General features: G+C 74.3%; 9 protein-coding genes. 2 read left to right on the plus strand and 7 right to left on the minus strand.

Annotation, left to right across the window (positions count from 1 at the left end):
• The first annotated feature begins 4 nt into the window (after nt 1–4).
• Entirely contained in the window at nt 5–4,492 is a 4,488-nt protein-coding gene (locus C4U44_RS19905) for a non-ribosomal peptide synthetase (protein WP_103887216.1), read from the plus strand.
• On the opposite strand, the gene C4U44_RS19910 is transcribed toward C4U44_RS19905, so the two are convergent.
• The 4 genes from C4U44_RS19910 to C4U44_RS19925 are packed head-to-tail and all read right to left on the minus strand — an operon-like array spanning nt 4,464 to nt 11,311.
• The gene (locus C4U44_RS19910; RefSeq protein WP_103887217.1) at nt 4,464–6,002 is read right to left on the minus strand and encodes a tryptophan 7-halogenase; all 1,539 of its coding nucleotides are present in this window, start codon (nt 6,000–6,002) and stop codon (nt 4,464–4,466) included. The two genes, C4U44_RS19905 and C4U44_RS19910, sit on opposite strands and share 29 nt — an antisense overlap.
• Nucleotides 6,003–6,028: 26 nt before the next feature.
• Nucleotides 6,029–7,276 (minus strand): cytochrome P450, encoded by a 1,248-nt coding sequence (locus tag C4U44_RS19915; protein ID WP_103887218.1) that lies wholly within the window; start codon nt 7,274–7,276, stop codon nt 6,029–6,031.
• 34 nt (nt 7,277–7,310) lie between these two features.
• Nucleotides 7,311–9,740 (minus strand): amino acid adenylation domain-containing protein, encoded by a 2,430-nt coding sequence (locus C4U44_RS19920; RefSeq protein ID WP_103887219.1) that lies wholly within the window; start codon nt 9,738–9,740, stop codon nt 7,311–7,313.
• A complete protein-coding gene (locus C4U44_RS19925; protein ID WP_103887220.1) occupies nt 9,737–11,311 on the minus strand; it encodes a class I adenylate-forming enzyme family protein in 1,575 nt (524 codons plus the stop codon). Before C4U44_RS19925 ends, C4U44_RS19920 begins: the two co-directional genes overlap by 4 nt.
• Nucleotides 11,312–11,680: 369 nt before the next feature.
• On the opposite strand from C4U44_RS19925, the gene C4U44_RS19930 reads away from it, so the two are divergent.
• Nucleotides 11,681–12,406, plus strand: a complete 726-nt coding sequence (locus tag C4U44_RS19930; protein WP_103887221.1) for an SDR family oxidoreductase — start codon at nt 11,681–11,683, stop codon at nt 12,404–12,406.
• Between the two features lie 114 nt (nt 12,407–12,520).
• On the opposite strand, the gene C4U44_RS19935 is transcribed toward C4U44_RS19930, so the two are convergent.
• The 3 genes from C4U44_RS19935 to C4U44_RS19945 are packed head-to-tail and all read right to left on the minus strand — an operon-like array spanning nt 12,521 to nt 16,891.
• Entirely contained in the window at nt 12,521–14,485 is a 1,965-nt protein-coding gene (locus tag C4U44_RS19935) for an ABC transporter ATP-binding protein (RefSeq protein WP_103887222.1), read from the minus strand.
• Nucleotide 14,486: 1 nt separating this feature from the next.
• The gene (locus C4U44_RS19940; RefSeq protein ID WP_103887223.1) at nt 14,487–16,220 is read right to left on the minus strand and encodes an ABC transporter ATP-binding protein; all 1,734 of its coding nucleotides are present in this window, start codon (nt 16,218–16,220) and stop codon (nt 14,487–14,489) included.
• Nucleotides 16,220–16,891 carry a TetR/AcrR family transcriptional regulator gene (locus tag C4U44_RS19945; RefSeq protein ID WP_103887224.1) on the minus strand — a complete coding sequence of 224 codons (672 nt, stop codon included), beginning with the start codon at nt 16,889–16,891 and terminating at the stop codon, nt 16,220–16,222. Before C4U44_RS19945 ends, C4U44_RS19940 begins: the two co-directional genes overlap by 1 nt.
• Nucleotides 16,892–16,936: the final 45 nt, after the last annotated feature.

Below are 16,936 nucleotides of genomic sequence, written 5' to 3' on the forward strand. Positions count from 1 at the left end.
CGAGATGGAACCCGGTGCCACGCCCAGCGCCTCACTGCCCCTCACCGCGGCGCAACGGGAGATCTGGCTCGCGCAGCAGTCCGCCCCCTCGAACCCGGTCTACAACATCGGCGGCTGCACCGAGATCCTCGGGCCGGTGCGGCCGGAGGTGTTCGAGGCCGCGCTGCGGCGCGTGGTCGACGAGATCGACGCGCTGCGGCTGCGGTTCGTGGAGGAGAACGGCGAGCCGCGGCAGATCCTCGGCGGGCAGCCGGACTGGTCGCTGCCGTTCGTCGACGTCAGCGCCGCGCCCGACCCGCGGGCCACCGCGCTGGAGTGGATGCGGGCCGACCTGCGGGACCCGGTGCCGCTGGACCGGGCGCCGCTGTTCTCGTTCGCGCTGTTCCGCGAGGGACCCGACCGGTTCGTCTGGTACCACGCGAACCACCACCTGCTGATGGACGCCTACAGCTTCGGGCTGATGGTGGGCCGTGTCGCCGAGGTGTACGCCGCCGGCCACGCCGGGACGCCCGCGCCGCCGTGCACGTTCGGCGGCCTGGCCGAACTGCTCGCGGACGAGCGGGAGTTCCGCGGCTCGGCGGCGTTCGGGCGGTGCCGCGACTTCTGGCGGGAGCGGATGCGCGACGCACCCGAGGCGGTGCGGCTCGGCGAGCCGCCCGCCGCGCTGCCGTCGGACTTCCTGCGGGAGACGCGGCAGGTCCCGCACGCGGAGCTGCGCGGGGAAGCGGCGCCGCACCTGCCGGCCGCGTCGGGCGCGCCGGCCCATCTGGTGGCCGCCGCGGCGGCCTACCTGCACCGGATGACCGGTGCGTCCGATGTCGTGATCGGGCTCGCGGTCGGCGGGCGGGACAGCCGGCGGCTGCGGCGGATACCGGGCATGCTGTCCCAGGCGGTCCCCCTGCGCATGACGATCACGCCCGGCACGACGGTGGGCGAGCTGCGCGCCCAGGCCGCGGAACGGCTCCTCGAAGGGCTGCGCTACCAGCGGTACGGCAGCGGGGAGTTGGCCCGCGAGCTGGAGCGCGGCGCCGGCGGGCGGGAGCTGTTCGGGCTGGTGGTCAACGTCATGTCCTTCCCGCGCCGCCTGCACGACGGCGCGCGGGAGTGGCGCATCCACGGCCTGACCAACGGCCCGGTGGCCGACTTCAGCGTGGCCGCGGAGGATCTCGGTCCCGGCGAGGGCTACCTGCTGCACAGCGACGCCAATCCGGCGCTGTACGGCCGGGCGGAGCTGGCCGGCCACCACGAGCGGCTGTTCCGGACGGTGCGCCAGGTGGTCGGCGCCGATGCCGGACTGCCGGTCGCGCGACTGGAGTTGACCTCGCCGGCCGAGCGCGATCGGCTGCTCCGGCTGGCCGCCGGGCCGGCGGGCGACGACACCCAGGATGTCACCGTGCCGGACCTGCTGGCCCGGTGGGCAGGCAGCGACGGGCCGGCGGTGCGATGCGGCGGCACGACGCTCACGTACCGCGAACTGCACGCCCGCGCGAACCGGTTGGCCCGCTACCTGATCGGCCGCGGGGTCGGCCCGGAGCGGCTGGTGGCGGTGGCGCTGCCGCCGTCGGTGGACCTGGTCGTGGCGGCGCTGGCGGTGCTCAAGGCCGGGGGCGCCTACCTGCCCCTGGACGTCGACCACCCGCGGCAGCGGCTGCGGTCGCTGCTGGAGGACGCCGCCCCGCACCTGGTACTGACCGGCCGCGCGCACCTCCCGCTGCTGGACGGCTCGGGCGCACCCGCCCTGGTGCTCGACGAGCCCGGGGTCGCCGCCGGGCTGGCGGAACTGCGCGATCACGAGGTCGCGGACGCCGAGCGGACCCGGCCGCTCCTGCCGGCCCACCCGGCCTACCTCATCTACACCTCGGGCTCGACCGGCACCCCGAAGGGCGTGCTGGCCACCCACGCCGGGGTCCCGGGCCTGGCCCGTCACCAGCGCGAGACGCTGGGCGCCGGCCCGGGCAGCAGGGTGCTCCAGGCGGCGTCGGTGGGTTTCGACGCGATGTTCTGGGAGCTGTGCCAGGCCCTGACGTCGGGCGCGGCCCTGGTGCTGCCGGACGCCGGGCAGCCGCGCGTCGACGCCGTCATCGCCGCCCTGGCCGCCGAACCGCCGGTGACCCACGTGACGTTGACGCCCGCGGTGCTGGCCAGCATCCCGGTCGAGGCGATCCGCCCGGGCACCACGGTCGTCGTGGTCGGGGAGGCGGTCCCCGGCACGCTGGTGGACACCTGGGCACCGGGACGCACCCTCGTCAACGCGTACGGGCCGACCGAGTTCACCGTGTGCGCGACGGCGGGCACCGCGCTGCACCCCGCCGGGGCGGCCTCGCCGGCCCCGCCGATCGGCCGGCCGATCCGCGGCGCGCGGGCGCACGTGCTCGGGCCCGACCTGCCCCCGGCGCCGGTCGGGATGCCCGGCGAGCTGTACCTGTCGGGTCGCGCGGTGGCCCGCGGCTACCTGCACCGGCCCGCGCTGACCGCGCAGCGGTTCGTGCCGGACCCGTTCGGGCCGCCCGGCGGGCGCATGTACCGCACCGGGGACCTGGCCCGCTGGAACGACGACGGCACGCTGCAGTTCCTGGGCCGCGCCGACGACCAGGTGAAGGTGCGCGGCTTCCGGGTGGAGCTCGGCGAGGTGGAGGCGGCCGTCGCCCAGCAGCCCGAGGTCGGCGCCGCGGTGGTGGTCCTGCGCGAGGACCGTCCCGGTGACCGGCGGCTCGCCGCCTACGTGGTCCCGGCGGACGAGCAGGGCGTCGATCCGGTGGCGCTGCGCCGCGCGCTGGCCGAGCGGCTGCCCCAGCACATGGTGCCGGCCGCCGTGGTGGTGCTCGACGCGCTGCCGCTGACCGGCAACGGCAAGCTGGACCGGCGGGCGCTGCCCGTGCCGGACCTCGCCGGGGCGGGCGGGGGGCGGCCGCCGCGCTCGCTGACCGAGCAGACGCTCTGCGAGCTGGCCGCGGAGGTGCTCGGGGTCGACGCGGTCGGCGTCGACGACGATTTCTTCGACCTCGGCGGGCACTCGCTGCTGGCCACCCGGCTGGTCGGCCGGGTCCGGGAGGTGCTGGGCGCCGAGTTGTCGGTGCGGCACGTCTTCGAGTCGCCGACCGTGGCCGGTCTGGCCGTGTGGCTGGCCGCCGGCGGACCGGCCGCGACCGGCCCAGGTGACCTGTTACCCGACCCGGACGAGCTGGCCGAGCTGGGCCCGGTGCTCGCCGAGCACCCCGATGTCGCCCGGGCCGCGGTCACGCTCACCGACGGCCGCCTGGTCGGCTACGCCGTCGCCGCGCCCGGCCGCCGGATCGATCCGGCGGCCCTGCGCGCGTACCTGGCCGGCGCCGCCTACCTCGGCGGGGTGCTGCGCGAACGGGCGGTGCCGGCCGCGGTGGTCGTTCTGGACGACCTGCCGTCGACCGGTGACGGCGCGGTCGACTGGAAGGCGCTGCCGGCCCCGAACGTCGAGCCGAGCCCGGCCGGCCGGGGGCCGCGCGAGCCGCGCGAGGAGTTGCTGTGCCACCTGTTCGCCGAGGCGCTGGCGCTCCCGGCCGTGGGCATCGACGACTCGTTCCTGGACCTGGGCGGCCACTCGCTGCTGGCGGCCCACCTCGTCGAGCGGGTCCGCGAGGTGCTCGGCGCGGAGCTGTCGGTCCGCGACGTGTACGAGGCGCCGACCGTGGCCGGGTTGGGCAAACGGGTGGGCGTGGGCAGCCAGCGGGACGCGTTGGGCGTGCTGCTGCCGCTGCGTGCCCACGGCGGGCGGGCCCCGCTGTTCTGCGTGCACCCGGGCGTCGGGCTCAGCTGGTGCTACGCCGGGCTGCTGCACGGCCTCGGCACCGGCTACCCCGTCCACGGCCTCCAGGCGCGCGGGCTGGACGGTCGGGGGACGCTGCCGGCGACCGTGCGGGAGATGGCCGCCGACTACCTGGAGCAGATCCTGCGGGTGCAGCCGGACGGCCCCTACCACCTGCTGGGCTGGTCCTTCGGCGGGCACGTCGCGCACACCCTGGCCACGATGCTGCAGGCCCGCGGTGAGCGGGTGGAGTTGCTGGCGGTGCTCGACAGCTACCCGGGGGTCGGCCCGGCGGACGGCCGCCCGCCGCAGGAGCCGGAGATGCTCGCCGAGCTGGTGCACTTCGTCGGCGGCACGCCCGCCGGCGGGGAGGAAGTGCCGGACCGGGCCGGGGTGGTGGCGGCGCTGGGGGTCGAGGGCGGGCCGCTGTCGGCTCTCGACGAGGCAAGCCGGCACGCAGTCGTGGAGGTCTTCCTCAACAACGCCCGGCTGATGCGCCAGCCGCCTGAGGCCGCGTTCGACGGGGACCTGCTGCTGTTCCGTGCGACGCGGGGCCGCCGGCCCGCCTCGGCGAACCGGGCGGCCTGGCGGCCCCACGTCACGGGGCTGATCGAGGAGCACGAGGTCGACTGCGAGCACCGTGAGATGGCGCTGCCCGGCCCGCTCGCTCAGCTGGCCGGGGTCATCCGGCCCCGGGTGCGGGCGCGCTGATCGCGGTCTCCGGCTCGGGCTCCGGTTCCGGCTCCTGCCAGTACATGCTGTCGCCGGAGACCGTCAGCCGGTCGGGCCGGGCCCGCCAGCCCTCCTCGATGGTGCGCAGCAGCCGCTGGTGGTTGCCGTCGTCCAGCCGCAGGTGGTTGGGGTCGGGGTGGTGCTCGGTGGTGAACTCCTCGGTGCGGCCCTGCCAGAACGCCCGCATCGCGGCGTCCTCGTCGGGGCCGCGCCCGCGCGAGCGCGCCGCCGCGTCGGGGGCGCCGGGTCCGCCGTCCACCGGCGTGTACTCCCCCGCGCCCAGGCCGGCGGTGAGGTAGCTGAAGGAGTCGGCCTCCGAAGCGGTGCCGCCGGTCAGCTTCTTCGCGGTCCAGAAGTACGACGTCTCGTCCTGGTGGGTGTCGTAGACCGCCTTGAGGAACTCGTAGTACAGGTTGTACTCGCGGCGGTGGCGGAACTCGGCCTCGGCGAAGGCACGCTGCTCCTCGACCTGCCCGGCCAGCACGCTGTTGATGGAGCGCGCCGCCAGCAGCCCGCTGTACGTGGCCAGGTACACGCCGGTGGAGAACAGCGGGTCGACGAAGCAGGCCGCGTCGCCGACCAGCGCCATGCCGGGCCGCCAGAAGCGGGTGTTGCTGTACGAGTAGTCCTTGCGCACCCGCACCTCTCCGTACGGGCCCTCCGTCACCCGTCGCGCGTCGGTGAGGAAGTCGCTGATCATCGGGGACTCGCCGATGAACTGGGTGAGCGCGGCCTCGCGGTCCTGCTGGATCTTGTCGACCATGTCGGCCGGCACCACGGCGCCCACGCTGGTCAGTTCGTCGGTCAGCGGGATGTACCAGAACCAGCCGCCGCCGAAGGCCGCGCACAGGATGTTCCCGCGCAGCGGCGGGTCCATCCGCTTGCCACCCTCGAAGTACCCGAAGACGGCGATGTTGCGGAAGTACTCGGCCAGTTCGCGGGTGCCGCCGACGTGCCGGCGGATGCGGCTGCTGTTGCCGGAGGCGTCCACGACGAACCGGGCGGTGACGGTGTGCTCGGCGCCGCCGGCGTCGGTGTACGTCACGCCGCGCACCCGGTCCGGGTCGGAGACGACGTCCTTGACGGCGCACTGCTCGCGCACGTCCACGCCGAGCCGCCGGGCGTTGTCCAGGAGGATCTTGTCGAACTTCATCCGCTCGACCTGGAACGCGTGGCGCCCGCGGTGGCTTGCGGTGGCGAAGGTGAAGGACCACGGCTTCGGGCTGGCGCCCCACAGGAAGGTGCCGCCGGTCTTGGTCTGGAAGCCGGCCGCCTCCACCTCGTCGGCCACGCCGAGCAGCCCGCAGATCCACTGCGTGGTCGACGGCAGCAGCGACTCGCCGATCTGGTACCGGGGAAAGGTCTCCTTCTCCAGCAGCAGCACCCGGCCGCCCTGCTTGGCGACGAAGGAGGCGACGGTGGAGCCGGCCGGCCCGCCGCCGACCACGACGACGTCGACGTCCGTGGACTCCCGATCGGGTTGGTTCATGACGGTTTCTCCGTTCTGATGGGGGGTCAGGACGCGGCGGTCGCGCCCGGCTCCGGGACGAGGCGGACCGGCAGGGACTGCAGGCCGGACAGGATGCTGGAGTAGATCGGCTGCGCCGGGCCGAGCGGCTCGATGTCGGCGACCAGCCGCTGCAGCCCGTCGAGCACCGCCTCGATCTCCAGCCGCGCCAGGTAGTGGCCGAGGCAGAAGTGGGAGCCGAAGGCGAAGGTCAGGTGCTTGTTCGGGGAACGGTTGAGGTCGAAGCGGTCCGGGTCGGCGAAGACCTCGCCGTCGAAGTTCGCCGAGGAGATCCACACGCTGACCGCGTCGCCGGTGGCGAACCGCTCGCCGCCGATGCTCACGTCGCCGGTCACCGTACGGCCGCCGTGCAGGGACGGGTGGGTCCAGCGGAGCACCTCCTCCACCGCGGTGGACATGTCCACCTCGCCCTTCTTCAGGGCGGCCCACTGGTCGGGGTTCTCCATGAGGGCGAGCAGGCCGCCGGTGATGGCGTGCCGGCCGGTCTCGTCGCCGCCGATCATCAGGCCGTAGCAGTTGGCCATCAACTCGGCGTCGGTCAGGTGCTCGCCGTCGATCCGGCTGCTCGCCAGCAGGCTCACCACGTCGTCGTGCTTGCCGTCGCGGCGGGTGGTGGCCAGGTCGGAGAAGTACAGCAGGATCTCGTTCTTCGCCGTCCAGCTGTCCTCGTAGGGGGCGTCGGCGTAGTCCGAACTCCAGGCGTGCGAGGTCAGGTCGAGCAGGTGCCTGCGGTCCTCGCGGGGGATCGCGAGCAGGTCGCAGATGGCGCCCAGCGGCACGTTGCCCGACACGTCGTGGGCGTAGTCGCACGGCCCCTTCTCGATCGCCTCGACCAGCAGCCGGTCCACCGTCACCTTCAGGGCCTGCTTGATCTCGTCCAGCATCCGGGGGGAGAACGCCCGCATGAGGATGTTGCGGATCTGCGCGTGCCGCTGGCCGTCGGTGACCGCCAGCATGGTGCCGGACGCCGAGTCGCCGCCGGTGAGGATCGTGGCGAGCGCGTTGCCGCCCTCGGTGGTGAACCGGTCCTTGCCCCGGTAGACGGTCATCGCGTCGGCGTAGCGGCTCACGACCCAGAAGCCGGGCCGCGACTCGCGGGGGGTGTGCCAGTAGACCGGCCGGTGGGCACGCAGGTGGCGCCACACCTCGCTGAGGTCGTACTCGGCGTGCAGCCGCGCGTCGGCCAGGTCGATGGCGTCGATGTCGTCCGGGGAGATCACCGGTCGGGTGTTCACACGTCGCTCCTTCCGTGCTGGCGGTGGGTGCCGTTCACCCGGTGGTCCTGGCGACCGAGGCGAGCGCCTCGATCGTCGGGTGGTTGATCAGGTCGCGCGGCGAGATCGACAGCCCGGCCCGGCGGGCCTCGCGGATCAGCACGATGGTGAGCATGCTGTTGCCGCCGAGCTTGAAGAAGTCGCTGTCGATGTCCACTTCGGGGATGCCGAGGACCTTCGCGAAGGACTCGGCGAGCGCAGTCTCCGTGGGGGTGCGCGGTGGCCGGCCCGCCGGGGCGGGGGCGGCCTTCGGCGCGGGGAGTGCGGCCCGGTCGAGCTTGCCGCTGGGCGTCAGCGGGAGGTCGTCCAGGTCCACGAACGCGGCCGGCACCATGTAGGGCGCCAGGAAGCGCTCGACGTGGCGGCGCAGGTCGTCCGGGTCGGGCGCGGCCCCGTCCTCGGGGACCAGGTACGCCACGATCCGCGGCCCGCCGGGCTCCTCGTCGCGGACGACGGCGACCGCGCGGGCGACGCCGGGGTGACCGGCCACCGCGGCGGCCACCTCGCCGAGTTCGACCCGGTAGCCGCGGATCTTGACCTGGTCGTCGGCCCGGCCGTGGAAGGCCAGTGTCCCGTCCTGTCGCCAGGACATCAGGTCCCCGGTGCGGTACATCCGCCCGCCCGGCACGAACGGGTCGGCCACGAAGCGGGTGGTGGTGAGGCCGGGCCGGCGCAGGTAGCCGCGGGCGAGGCCGGAGCCGGCGACGTAGGCCTCGCCGACGACGCCGGGCGGGACCGGCCGCAGCCCGTCCGCGAGCACGTAGACCGACCGGCCGGTGATCGGGCCGCCGACCGGCGGCGGCTCGGAACCCGACAGCGGCTCGCTCATGGTGGCGCACACGGTCGCCTCGGTCGGGCCGTAGGCGTTGATGGTGCGGCGCCCGCCGGACCAGGTCGCGGCCAGTTCGGCGGGGCACGCCTCGCCCGCCATCACCAGGGTGCGCAGGCCCTTCAGCCGGGGTTCGGCGAGGCTGGCCACCGCGACGGGCGGCAGCACCGCGTGGCTGATCCGCTCGGCCAGCAGCACCCGTTCGAGTTCCTCGCCGGCCAGCGGCCCGGGCGGCGGGACGACCAGCGTCGCGCCGGCGGTGAAGGCCGCGACGAGTTCGGTGATGGACGCGTCGAAGCTGGGCGAGGCGAACTGCAGGACGCGGCTGTCCGGCGCGACCGCCATGCGCTCGACCTTCGCCGCCGCGAGCGAGGCCAGTCCCGCGTGGGTGACCACGACCCCCTTGGGGCGCCCGGTCGTGCCCGAGGTGTAGATGACGTAGGCCGGGTTGGCCGTCCGGCACGGCGGGATCGGGTTTCCGGCGGCGGACTCGTCGCGCAGGTCGGCGACGGTCCCGGGGTCGTCCAGCACGATCGGCTCGGGTCCGATCCCGGCCGGGGGCGCGGACCCGGCGGTCGTCACGAGCAGCGCCGGCCGCGCGTCGGCCAGCATGAACGCGACGCGCTCGGCCGGGTAGTCGGGGTCCACGGGCAGGTAGGCGGCGCCCGCCCGGCCGACCGCGACGATCGCCACGACCATCTCCACCGAGCGGGGCAGCACCAGCGCGACGATGTCCTCGGGACGGCAGCCGCGCCGCCGTAACAGGCGGGCCAGCCGGTCGGCGCGCTCGTCGAGTCGGGCGTACGTCAGCGTCTCGCCGTCCCCGACCAGCGCGGTGCGGTGCGGATGGTCGGCGGCCTGGCGGCGCACCACCTCGGCCAGGGAGACCGGGGCGGGCTCCTCGCCGGTGTCGTTCCACACGCCGAGCACCCGGTGGTGCTCGTCGCCGGTCAGCAGCGCGACGGTGCCGATCGGGCGGTCCGGGTCGTCGGCGAACCCTTCGAGCAGCCGGACCAGCAACTCCGCCGGCAGGTCGGTCCCGACGGCTCCCCGCGCGGTCACGCACAGCCGGGTCCGCGCTCCGGGATGCACCGTGCAGCGCACCGGCGCCCCGCCGGGCAGCGGGTCCGAGGACTGCGGGCCGGCCACCTCCAGCGCGGTGTCGAACAGCTCCCCCGACGGATCGCTCCAGGCCGGCTCGTGGCCGGCCAGCCGGGACTGCTCGCCGGCCAGCTCCTCCGCCGCGGCGGCGAAGGAGGCCGCCGCCCGGTAGTGGAGCCGCACCGGCAGCGCCGGGCCGCCGAAGACCACGTGCACGCCGCCGGTCAGCAGGCTGAGCACCGCTCCCCAGGCGACCCGCACGACCGACTCCAGGGCCAGCCCGCGCACCGCGCACTGCGCGGCCAGCCGGCCGCTGACCGCCTCGGACAGCTCCCGTTCGGTGCGTGCCGCTCCCGCCGGCCCACCCGCCCCGGCGGCGGAGGCCAGCACCGGTACCAGCAGGGTGGGTTCGTCCACCGCGGCCAGATACGCGTGCCAGGCCGCCTCGGCCGGCTGGGTGTCCCGCCCGGCGGCGTACGTGGTGGGCAGGGTCATCTCATCTCCCATTCGTTGTGGCTCGGCACTCGCGCCGCTTCCTCGGCCTCCGCGCGCAGCCGCAACCGGTCTGGCTTGCCGAATCCGAGCACCGGCAGCTCGGCGCGGAAGGTCACGACGGCGGGGGCCTGGTTCGGCGACAGGGTGGTGGCGACGTGATCGCGCAGGTCGTCGGCGGTGACGTGGTGGCCGTCACGGGCGACCACCACGGCGTGGATGCGCTCCAGCCGGTCGGCGTCGGCGACGCCGAACACCGCCGCCTGCGCCACCCCGGGATGGGCCGCCAGCGCGCCCTCCACGGCCGCCGGGTAGACCTTGATGCCGTTGGTCTTGATGACGTCCGCGATCCGCCCGCGCAGGTGCAGGTAGCCCTCCTCGTCGAGGTGGCCGATGTCGCCGGTGTGCAGCCGGCCGTCGCGCAGCGTCCGCGCGGTCTGCTCCGGGTCGTCCCAGTACCCGGTCATCGCCAGCGGCGTGTGCACGCACACCTCGCCCGGCTCGCCGGGCGGCAACTCCCGGTCGTCCTGGAGGTCCCGGATGCTCAGCGTCACCAGGTCGACCGGCCGGCCGACCGTGCGCAGCAGCTCCGGCCGGGTGTGGTCGTCACCGGACAGCCGGCACATCTGGCCGCACTCGCTGTTGCCGTAGATCTGGCACAGGACCGGGCCGAAGACCTTGACCGCCTCGGCGAGCCGGTCGGCGGCGGCCGGGCTGCCGGTGTACATCAGGTCGCGCAGGCTGGACAGGTCCGCACTGTTGACGTCCGGGTGGTCCTTGAGGGCGTACACCTGCGGGGCGGAGAGCATCATGCGGGTGACCCGGTGCCGCTCGACCGCCCGCAGCACGGCCCGCGCGTCGAACCCGTGGTGCAGGACCACGGTCCCTCCGGCGACCAGCACGTTGTCGGAGGTGAACGCCGCGGTATGGGTCAACGGCGCGGTGATGAGCACCGTCTGACGGTGCGCCTGCGCCGCCATCCGCGCGAGGACGTCGTTGCGCACCTCGTACGACCAGCACACGCCCTTCGGCCGCCCCGTCGACCCGCTGGTGTACGTGACGACGGCGAGCTCGCCCTGGGCGGCGTCGGCCAGGTCGAAGGCGTCGGGCGGCAGCACGCTCAGGTCGACGACGTCGGGGCCGAGGTCGCCCAGGGCGACCAGCAGCACGGGCCGCTCGAAGCGGTCCCGCAGCTCGCGGGCCCGTTCGGCGTTGTCGGCGTCGATCGCGAACACACGCGCCCGGGTGGACCGCACGATGTCGAACTGCTCGCGCACCCGCAGCACGTCACCGGGGTTGACCGCGTTGACGGTGCCGACGTGCACCACGACGGCACCGACGAGACCGGCGGCATAGCGCAGGATCAGCGTCGCGGGCGTGTTGTTGACCGTCATCACGGCGACGACGTCGCCGGCGCCGACGCCTTGCGCGCGCAGCCCGGCCGCGGCCGAGCGGACCGCGGCGGACAGCTCGCCGGCGCGCGTCGGGGTGTCCTCGTACACCAGGCAGACGCGGTCCTCATCGGGGGATAACGACTTCAGGATCTGCCGGACGTAGTGGTCGTTGCCGGGCATGGCGCGCTCCCATTCGGTGTACGGCTGCAGGGCTGGGCGCCGCCGCGCGGTGGCGGGGCGGGCCTCGGTGATCCGTTCGGGCGGCCCCGTCGCGCTGCCCGCGCTCCCGGCTGGGGACAGCGCTGGGGGCAGGTCTTCCGCGACAGGAGAGCCTGAGACCGTCGGTTGGGCTGCCGGGGCGGGACGCTGCCGCCTCAGGGCCTCAAGGGACGTCGCCGAGTGTAGGCAGCCGCCGTCGGCGGGGTCCAGAGCGATCTGCACGGTGCGCGTCGCCGTGCGTGCGGCGCGTCAGCGATCGGCGCCGGGGGCCGATCCGGCTGCTACGCTCCCGGCACGATTTCGGGTGGAGGTCGGCGGGGGGAGGCCGTGATGGCCGCAGTTGCCATCTTTTGCGGGGCGGGGCGGGCCGCCGGGGACGCGATCGCGGGACGGCTGGCCGAGGAGGGGTTCGACCTCGCCGTGCTCGGCCCGTCGGCGGAGGCCGGTGCCCATGTCGTGGCGCACGCGCGCCGGGTGGGCCGCCGGGCGCTGGCCCTGGCGGTGCGCCCGCACGACGCCGGCTCCGTGCAGCAGGCGGTGGACCAGGTGGACGGGCAACTCGGCCCGCCCGCGGTGCTGCTGAACGTCGTCGAGGCCCGGCTGGGCGCGCCGCTGCACGAGGTGCCGGACTGGGACGCGTGCGTGGGCGGGCTGCTGCGCGAGTCGTTCCTGATCAGCCAGGCGGTGCTCGACCCGATGATCAGGGAGGGCCGCGGGCGCATCGTCACCGTGGCCGACGTGCTGTGCGGGCCGGGCCAGCGGGAGAACACCACGGTCAGGGCCGGGCTGGAGGGGTTCACCCGGACGCTGGCGATGGAGGCCGACGTGTTCGGCGTGACGGCCAACCTCGTCGTGGCGGGGCTGGGCGTGCGCGCGCCGGCCGCGGCGGAGATCCTGCCGTCCGCGCCGGGCTCCCCCGCGTCGGGCTTCCCCGCGGCCGGGCAGGAGGTGGCGGCCGCCGAACTCGCCGCCACCGTCGCCTTCCTGGCCGGCGACGCGGCCGCCATCATGTCGGGCCAGGTCATCCACGTCGGAGCGGCCGACCCGGTGGCGTGACGCCGTCGGACCGGAACCGGCGGCCAGGACCGTCGGACCGGAACGGGTGGGCAGCACAGGCAGGCTGTACCGGCCGCCCGAACCGATCCCCAGACCCGGTTGCCTGAGGCGGCGTCAGCCCGACCCGCGCTCCGCCCCCGTGAACTGCGCGGCGTGCAGCCGCGCGTAGGGACCGCCTGCGGCGCACAGTCGCTCGTGGGTGCCCTGTTCCACGATCCGCCCCGCCTCCATGACGAGGATCAGGTCGGCGTCGCGGATGGTGGACAGCCGGTGGGCGATGACGAAGCTGGTCCGCCCGGCGCGCAGCGTGTTCATCGCGCGCTGGATCAGGACCTCGGTGCGGGTGTCCACCGAGCTGGTCGCCTCGTCGAGGATCAGGATGCTCGGCTGCACCAGGAACGCGCGGGCGATGGTGACGAGTTGCCGCTCTCCGGCGCTGAGGTTGGTGCCCTCCGCGTCGAGCGTGGTCCGGTAGCCGTCGGGCATCGCGCGCACGAAGTGGTCGACGTGCGCGGCGTGCGCGGCCCGCTCGATCCGCTCGGGCGCCGGGTCGTGCGCGCCGTAGGCGATGTTGTCGGCGACGGTCCCCCGGAACAGCCAGGTGTCCTGCAGCACCATGCCGATGCCGCGCCGCACGTCCTCGCGGGTCATCGTCGCGATGTCCACGCCGTCGACGGTGATCCGGCCGCCGGTGAGGTCGTAGAACCGCATCAGCAGGTTGACCAGGGTGGTCTTGCCCGCGCCGGTGGGGCCGACGATCGCGACGGTCTGCCCCGGCTCGGCGGTGAACGACAGGTGCTCGATCAGCGGCTCGTCCGGGGTGTACCGGAAGCTGACGTCCTCGAAGACGATCCGGCCGCGTACCGCCGCCGGCCGGACCGCGGGGTCGGGGTCGGGCGGCTGCTCGTCGGTGTCGAGCAGCTGGAAGATCCGCTCCGCGGAGGCGATGCCGGACTGCAGGAGGTTGCTCATGGTCGCGACCTGGGTGATCGGCTGGCTCAGCTGGCGGGAGTACTGGATGAACGCCTGGACGCTGCCGAGGGTGACCATGCCCGCGGTGGCGAACAGCCCGCCGCTCACCGCGACGAGGACGAAGTTGATGTTGGCCAGGAACAGCATGGTGGGCTGGATGACCCCGGAGGCGAGCTGCGCCCGGAAGCTGACCCGGCGCAGCTCGCGGTTGTGCCGGTCGAACGTCTGCCGCGCCTCCTCCTCCAGCCCGAAGACCCGCACCACGGTGTGCCCGGCGTAGGTCTCCTCGATGTGGCCGTTGAGGCGGCCGGTGGTCGCCCACTGGGTGACGAAGTGGGGCTGGGCCCGGCGCCCGATCCGGGCCGATCCCAGCAGGCACAGCGGGACCGTGGTCAGCGCGACGAGGGCCAGCAGCCACGACACCCAGAACATGACCGCGACCACGCCGGCGATGGTGAGGATCGACGTGAGCAGCTGGCTGAGCGTCTGCTGCATGGTCTGGGTGAGGTTGTCCATGTCGTTGGTCGCGCGGCTGAGCACGTCCCCGCGCGGCTGCACGTCGAAGTAGCTCAGCGGCAGCCGGGAGAGTTTCGCCTCGACCTCCTCCCGGAGCCGGAAGCCGACGCGCTGCACCACCCGGGCGGTGAGCCGGGTCTGGACGATGCCGAACACGGCGGAGCCGGCGTAGAGCAGCAGGGCGACGAGCAGGACGGCGCCCAGGCGGGAGAAGTCGATGCCGCGGCCGGGCACGACGGGCAGCGCGGACACCACGTCGGCCACCCGGCCGTCCCCGGTCGCGCGCAGGTGCGCGATCGCCGCGGACTTGGTGACGCCGGGCCGCAGTTGGCCGCCGATGTGCCCGGTGATGATGACGTCGGTGGCCTTGCCGAGCTGGCGCGGCCCCAGCACCGCGAGGCCCACGCTGATCACGGAGCAGCCGGCGGTGGCGGCGATGAGCCGGCGGTCGGGGCGCAGGGTGCGGGCCAGCCGGCGGACCGAGCCGCGCAGGTCCAGCACGGCGGGCGGCGGCAGTCCGCCGCCCAGCGCGCGTCCGGCGCCGACCGCGCCCGCCAGCGGCGGTCGCCTGATGGTGGTGGGCTGGGTCATGTCACGCCGCTTCCTGGTCGTCGCGCTGGGACCGGGCGATGTCCCGGTAGGTGGCGTTGTGCGCGAGCAGTTCGGTGTGGGTGCCGGCCCCGACGACGCGCCCTTCGTCCAGCACGAGGATGTGGTCGGCGTCCTGGATGGTGCTGACCCGCTGGGCGACGACGAGCACGGTGGCCGCGGCCGTCTCGCCGGCGAGCGCGGTCCGCAGCGCCGCCTCGGTGGCGTGGTCCAGCGCGGAGAAGGAGTCGTCGAGCAGGTAGATCGACGGCCGGCCGACGAGCGCGCGGGCGATGGCCAGCCGCTGACGCTGCCCGCCGGACAGGTTCGAGCCGCCCTGGGCGACCTCGGCGTGCAGGCCCTGCGGGAGGCGTTCGACGAACTCCCGTGCCTGGGCGACCTCCAGGGCGTGCCACATGTCGGCCTCGGTGGCGTCGGGCCTGCCGTGCCGCAGGTTGCCGGCGATGGTGCCGGAGAAGAGGAACGGCCGCTGCGGTACGTATCCGATCTGCGTGGCGAGCACTCCGGGGGCCAGCTCCCGCACGTCGGCGCCGCCGACCCGGACGGTACCCGCGCTCGCGTCGATCAGCCGCGGCACCAGGGTGAGCAGGGTCGTCTTCCCGCTGCCGGTGCCGCCGACGATCGCCGTGGTGGTGCCCGGACGGGCCAGCAGGTCGACGCCCTGCAGCACGGCCGACTCGGCGCCCGGGTAGCGGAACTCGACCTGGGACAGTTCGAGTTCGCCGGTCCGCGGCAGCGCGGTCACGCCGTGGTCCGGTGGCCGCACCGCCGGCTGCGTGGAAAGCACGTCCTGGATGCGCTCGGCACTGACCGCGGCCCGCGGGATCATGGTGAACATGAAGGTGGCCGACAGGACCGACATGAGGATCTGCATCAGGTACGAGAGGTAGGCCGGCAGCGCGCCGACCGGCATCCCCCCGGCGGCGATCCGGTGCCCGCCGAACCACAGGACGGCGACGCTGGACAGGTAGATCACCAGCATCAGCAGCGGGAACATCACGGCCATCAGCCGGCTCACCCGCAGCGACACCTCGGTGAGCTCCTCGTTGGCCGCGGTGAACCTGCGCCGCTCGCGGTCGTCCCGGACGAACGCCCGGATGACGCGGACGCCGGTGATCTGCTCGCGCAGGATGCCGTTGGCGCGGTCCAGCCGGGTCTGGGCCAGCCGGTGCAGCGGGAGCATCCGGGCCAGCAGCACCCCCACGATGACCACCAGCACCGGGATGATGACCGCGAACAGGCCGGAGAGCGGACCGTCCAGGCGCAGCGCCATGATGACGCCGCCGACGCAGATGATCGGCGCGGGCACCAGCAGGGTGCCGGTGAGCAGCGACAGCAGCTGCACCTGCTGCACGTCGTTGGTGGTGCGGTTGAACAGCGAGGCCGTGCCGATCCGGTTGACCTCCTGGGAGGAGAAGGCCAGCACGCGGTCGAAGACCGCCGCCCGCAGGTCGTAGCCCAGCGAGGTGCCGACCCGGGAGCTCAGGTACACCGCGGTGATCGAGCAGCAGATCTGGACGAACGCGATGCCCGCCATCACCTCGCCGATCCGCCAGATGTACCCGTTGTCCCCGGTGAGCACACCGTTGTCGATGAGGTCGGCGTTGAGACTGGGCAGTTCGAGCGCGGCGACGGACTGCGCGGCCTGCAGGAGCACGACGAGGGTCAGGGCCCGGCGGTAGGGCCGCAGGTGACGGCTCATCAGACCGACCAACATCAGCGCCGCACCTTCCCGGTCGCCCGGGCCGGCCGCCGCGCGGGGCCGGTGTCCTGGTCCCGCCGGAGCAGGCCGTCCAGCAGCAGCGTGGAGATCTCGCTGGTGTCGAGCGCGTCGCCGAGGCCGAAGGTGCCCCGGGTGGTGGCGAACACCATCGCGACCACCAACTGGGCAACCATCACCGGCGGTTGGCGGAGCAGCCGGCCGTCCGGTTCGACCACGTCGGCGACCGCCGCGATGAGGCGCTGCCGGTAGCGCGCCACCTCCGCCAGGAACGGGTCCCTGACCTCCGCGGGCACCGGCCGGCTGCGCAGCGCGGCCACCAGCGGTTCGGTCGTCACGAGCTGGTCGGCGATGATGCCGATCACCTCGGCGAGCCGGTCGCGCAGGTCCAGGCCGGGGTCGATGGCGCCGATCGCGGTCACGAGGGCCGAGGGCTCGAAGCTGCTCAGCACGGTGGCGTGGACGAGGGACTGCTTGTCGGGGAACGCGCTGAAGATCGTCCCTTCGGCGATGCCGGCGGCCCGGGCGATCTGCTGCGTGGTCACGGAAACGCCGCGCTCCAGCAGGAGCGGGAGGGTGGCGGCGATGATGGCGGCGCGCCGCTCTTCGGGGTCGAGGGTGGGCGCGCGGCGCCGCCGCCGGGCTCCCCCGCTCGTGTCGTCGGTCACCCCCGGAGATTAACGAGTGAGCGCTCACTCAGACAAGGGGCGCCC

The sequence above is a fragment of the Actinacidiphila yanglinensis genome (assembly GCF_900107965.1).
GTDB classification, from domain to species: domain Bacteria; phylum Actinomycetota; class Actinomycetes; order Streptomycetales; family Streptomycetaceae; genus Actinacidiphila; species Actinacidiphila yanglinensis.

Bases quoted from the DNA above. Each gene is read 5' to 3' on its own strand.
- C4U44_RS19920 (WP_103887219.1), bottom strand. From the start codon at position 9,740: ATGACCCTGCCCACCACGTACGCCGCCGGGCGGGACACCCAGCCGGCC.
- C4U44_RS19925 (WP_103887220.1), bottom strand. From the start codon at position 11,311: ATGCCCGGCAACGACCACTACGTCCGGCAGATCCTGAAGTCGTTATCC.
- C4U44_RS19930 (WP_103887221.1), top strand. From the start codon at position 11,681: ATGGCCGCAGTTGCCATCTTTTGCGGGGCGGGGCGGGCCGCCGGGGAC.
- C4U44_RS19910 (WP_103887217.1), bottom strand. From the start codon at position 6,002: ATGAACCAACCCGATCGGGAGTCCACGGACGTCGACGTCGTCGTGGTC.
- C4U44_RS19905 (WP_103887216.1), top strand. From the start codon at position 5: ATGGAACCCGGTGCCACGCCCAGCGCCTCACTGCCCCTCACCGCGGCG.
- C4U44_RS19940 (WP_103887223.1), bottom strand. From the start codon at position 16,220: ATGTTGGTCGGTCTGATGAGCCGTCACCTGCGGCCCTACCGCCGGGCC.
- C4U44_RS19935 (WP_103887222.1), bottom strand. From the start codon at position 14,485: ATGACCCAGCCCACCACCATCAGGCGACCGCCGCTGGCGGGCGCGGTC.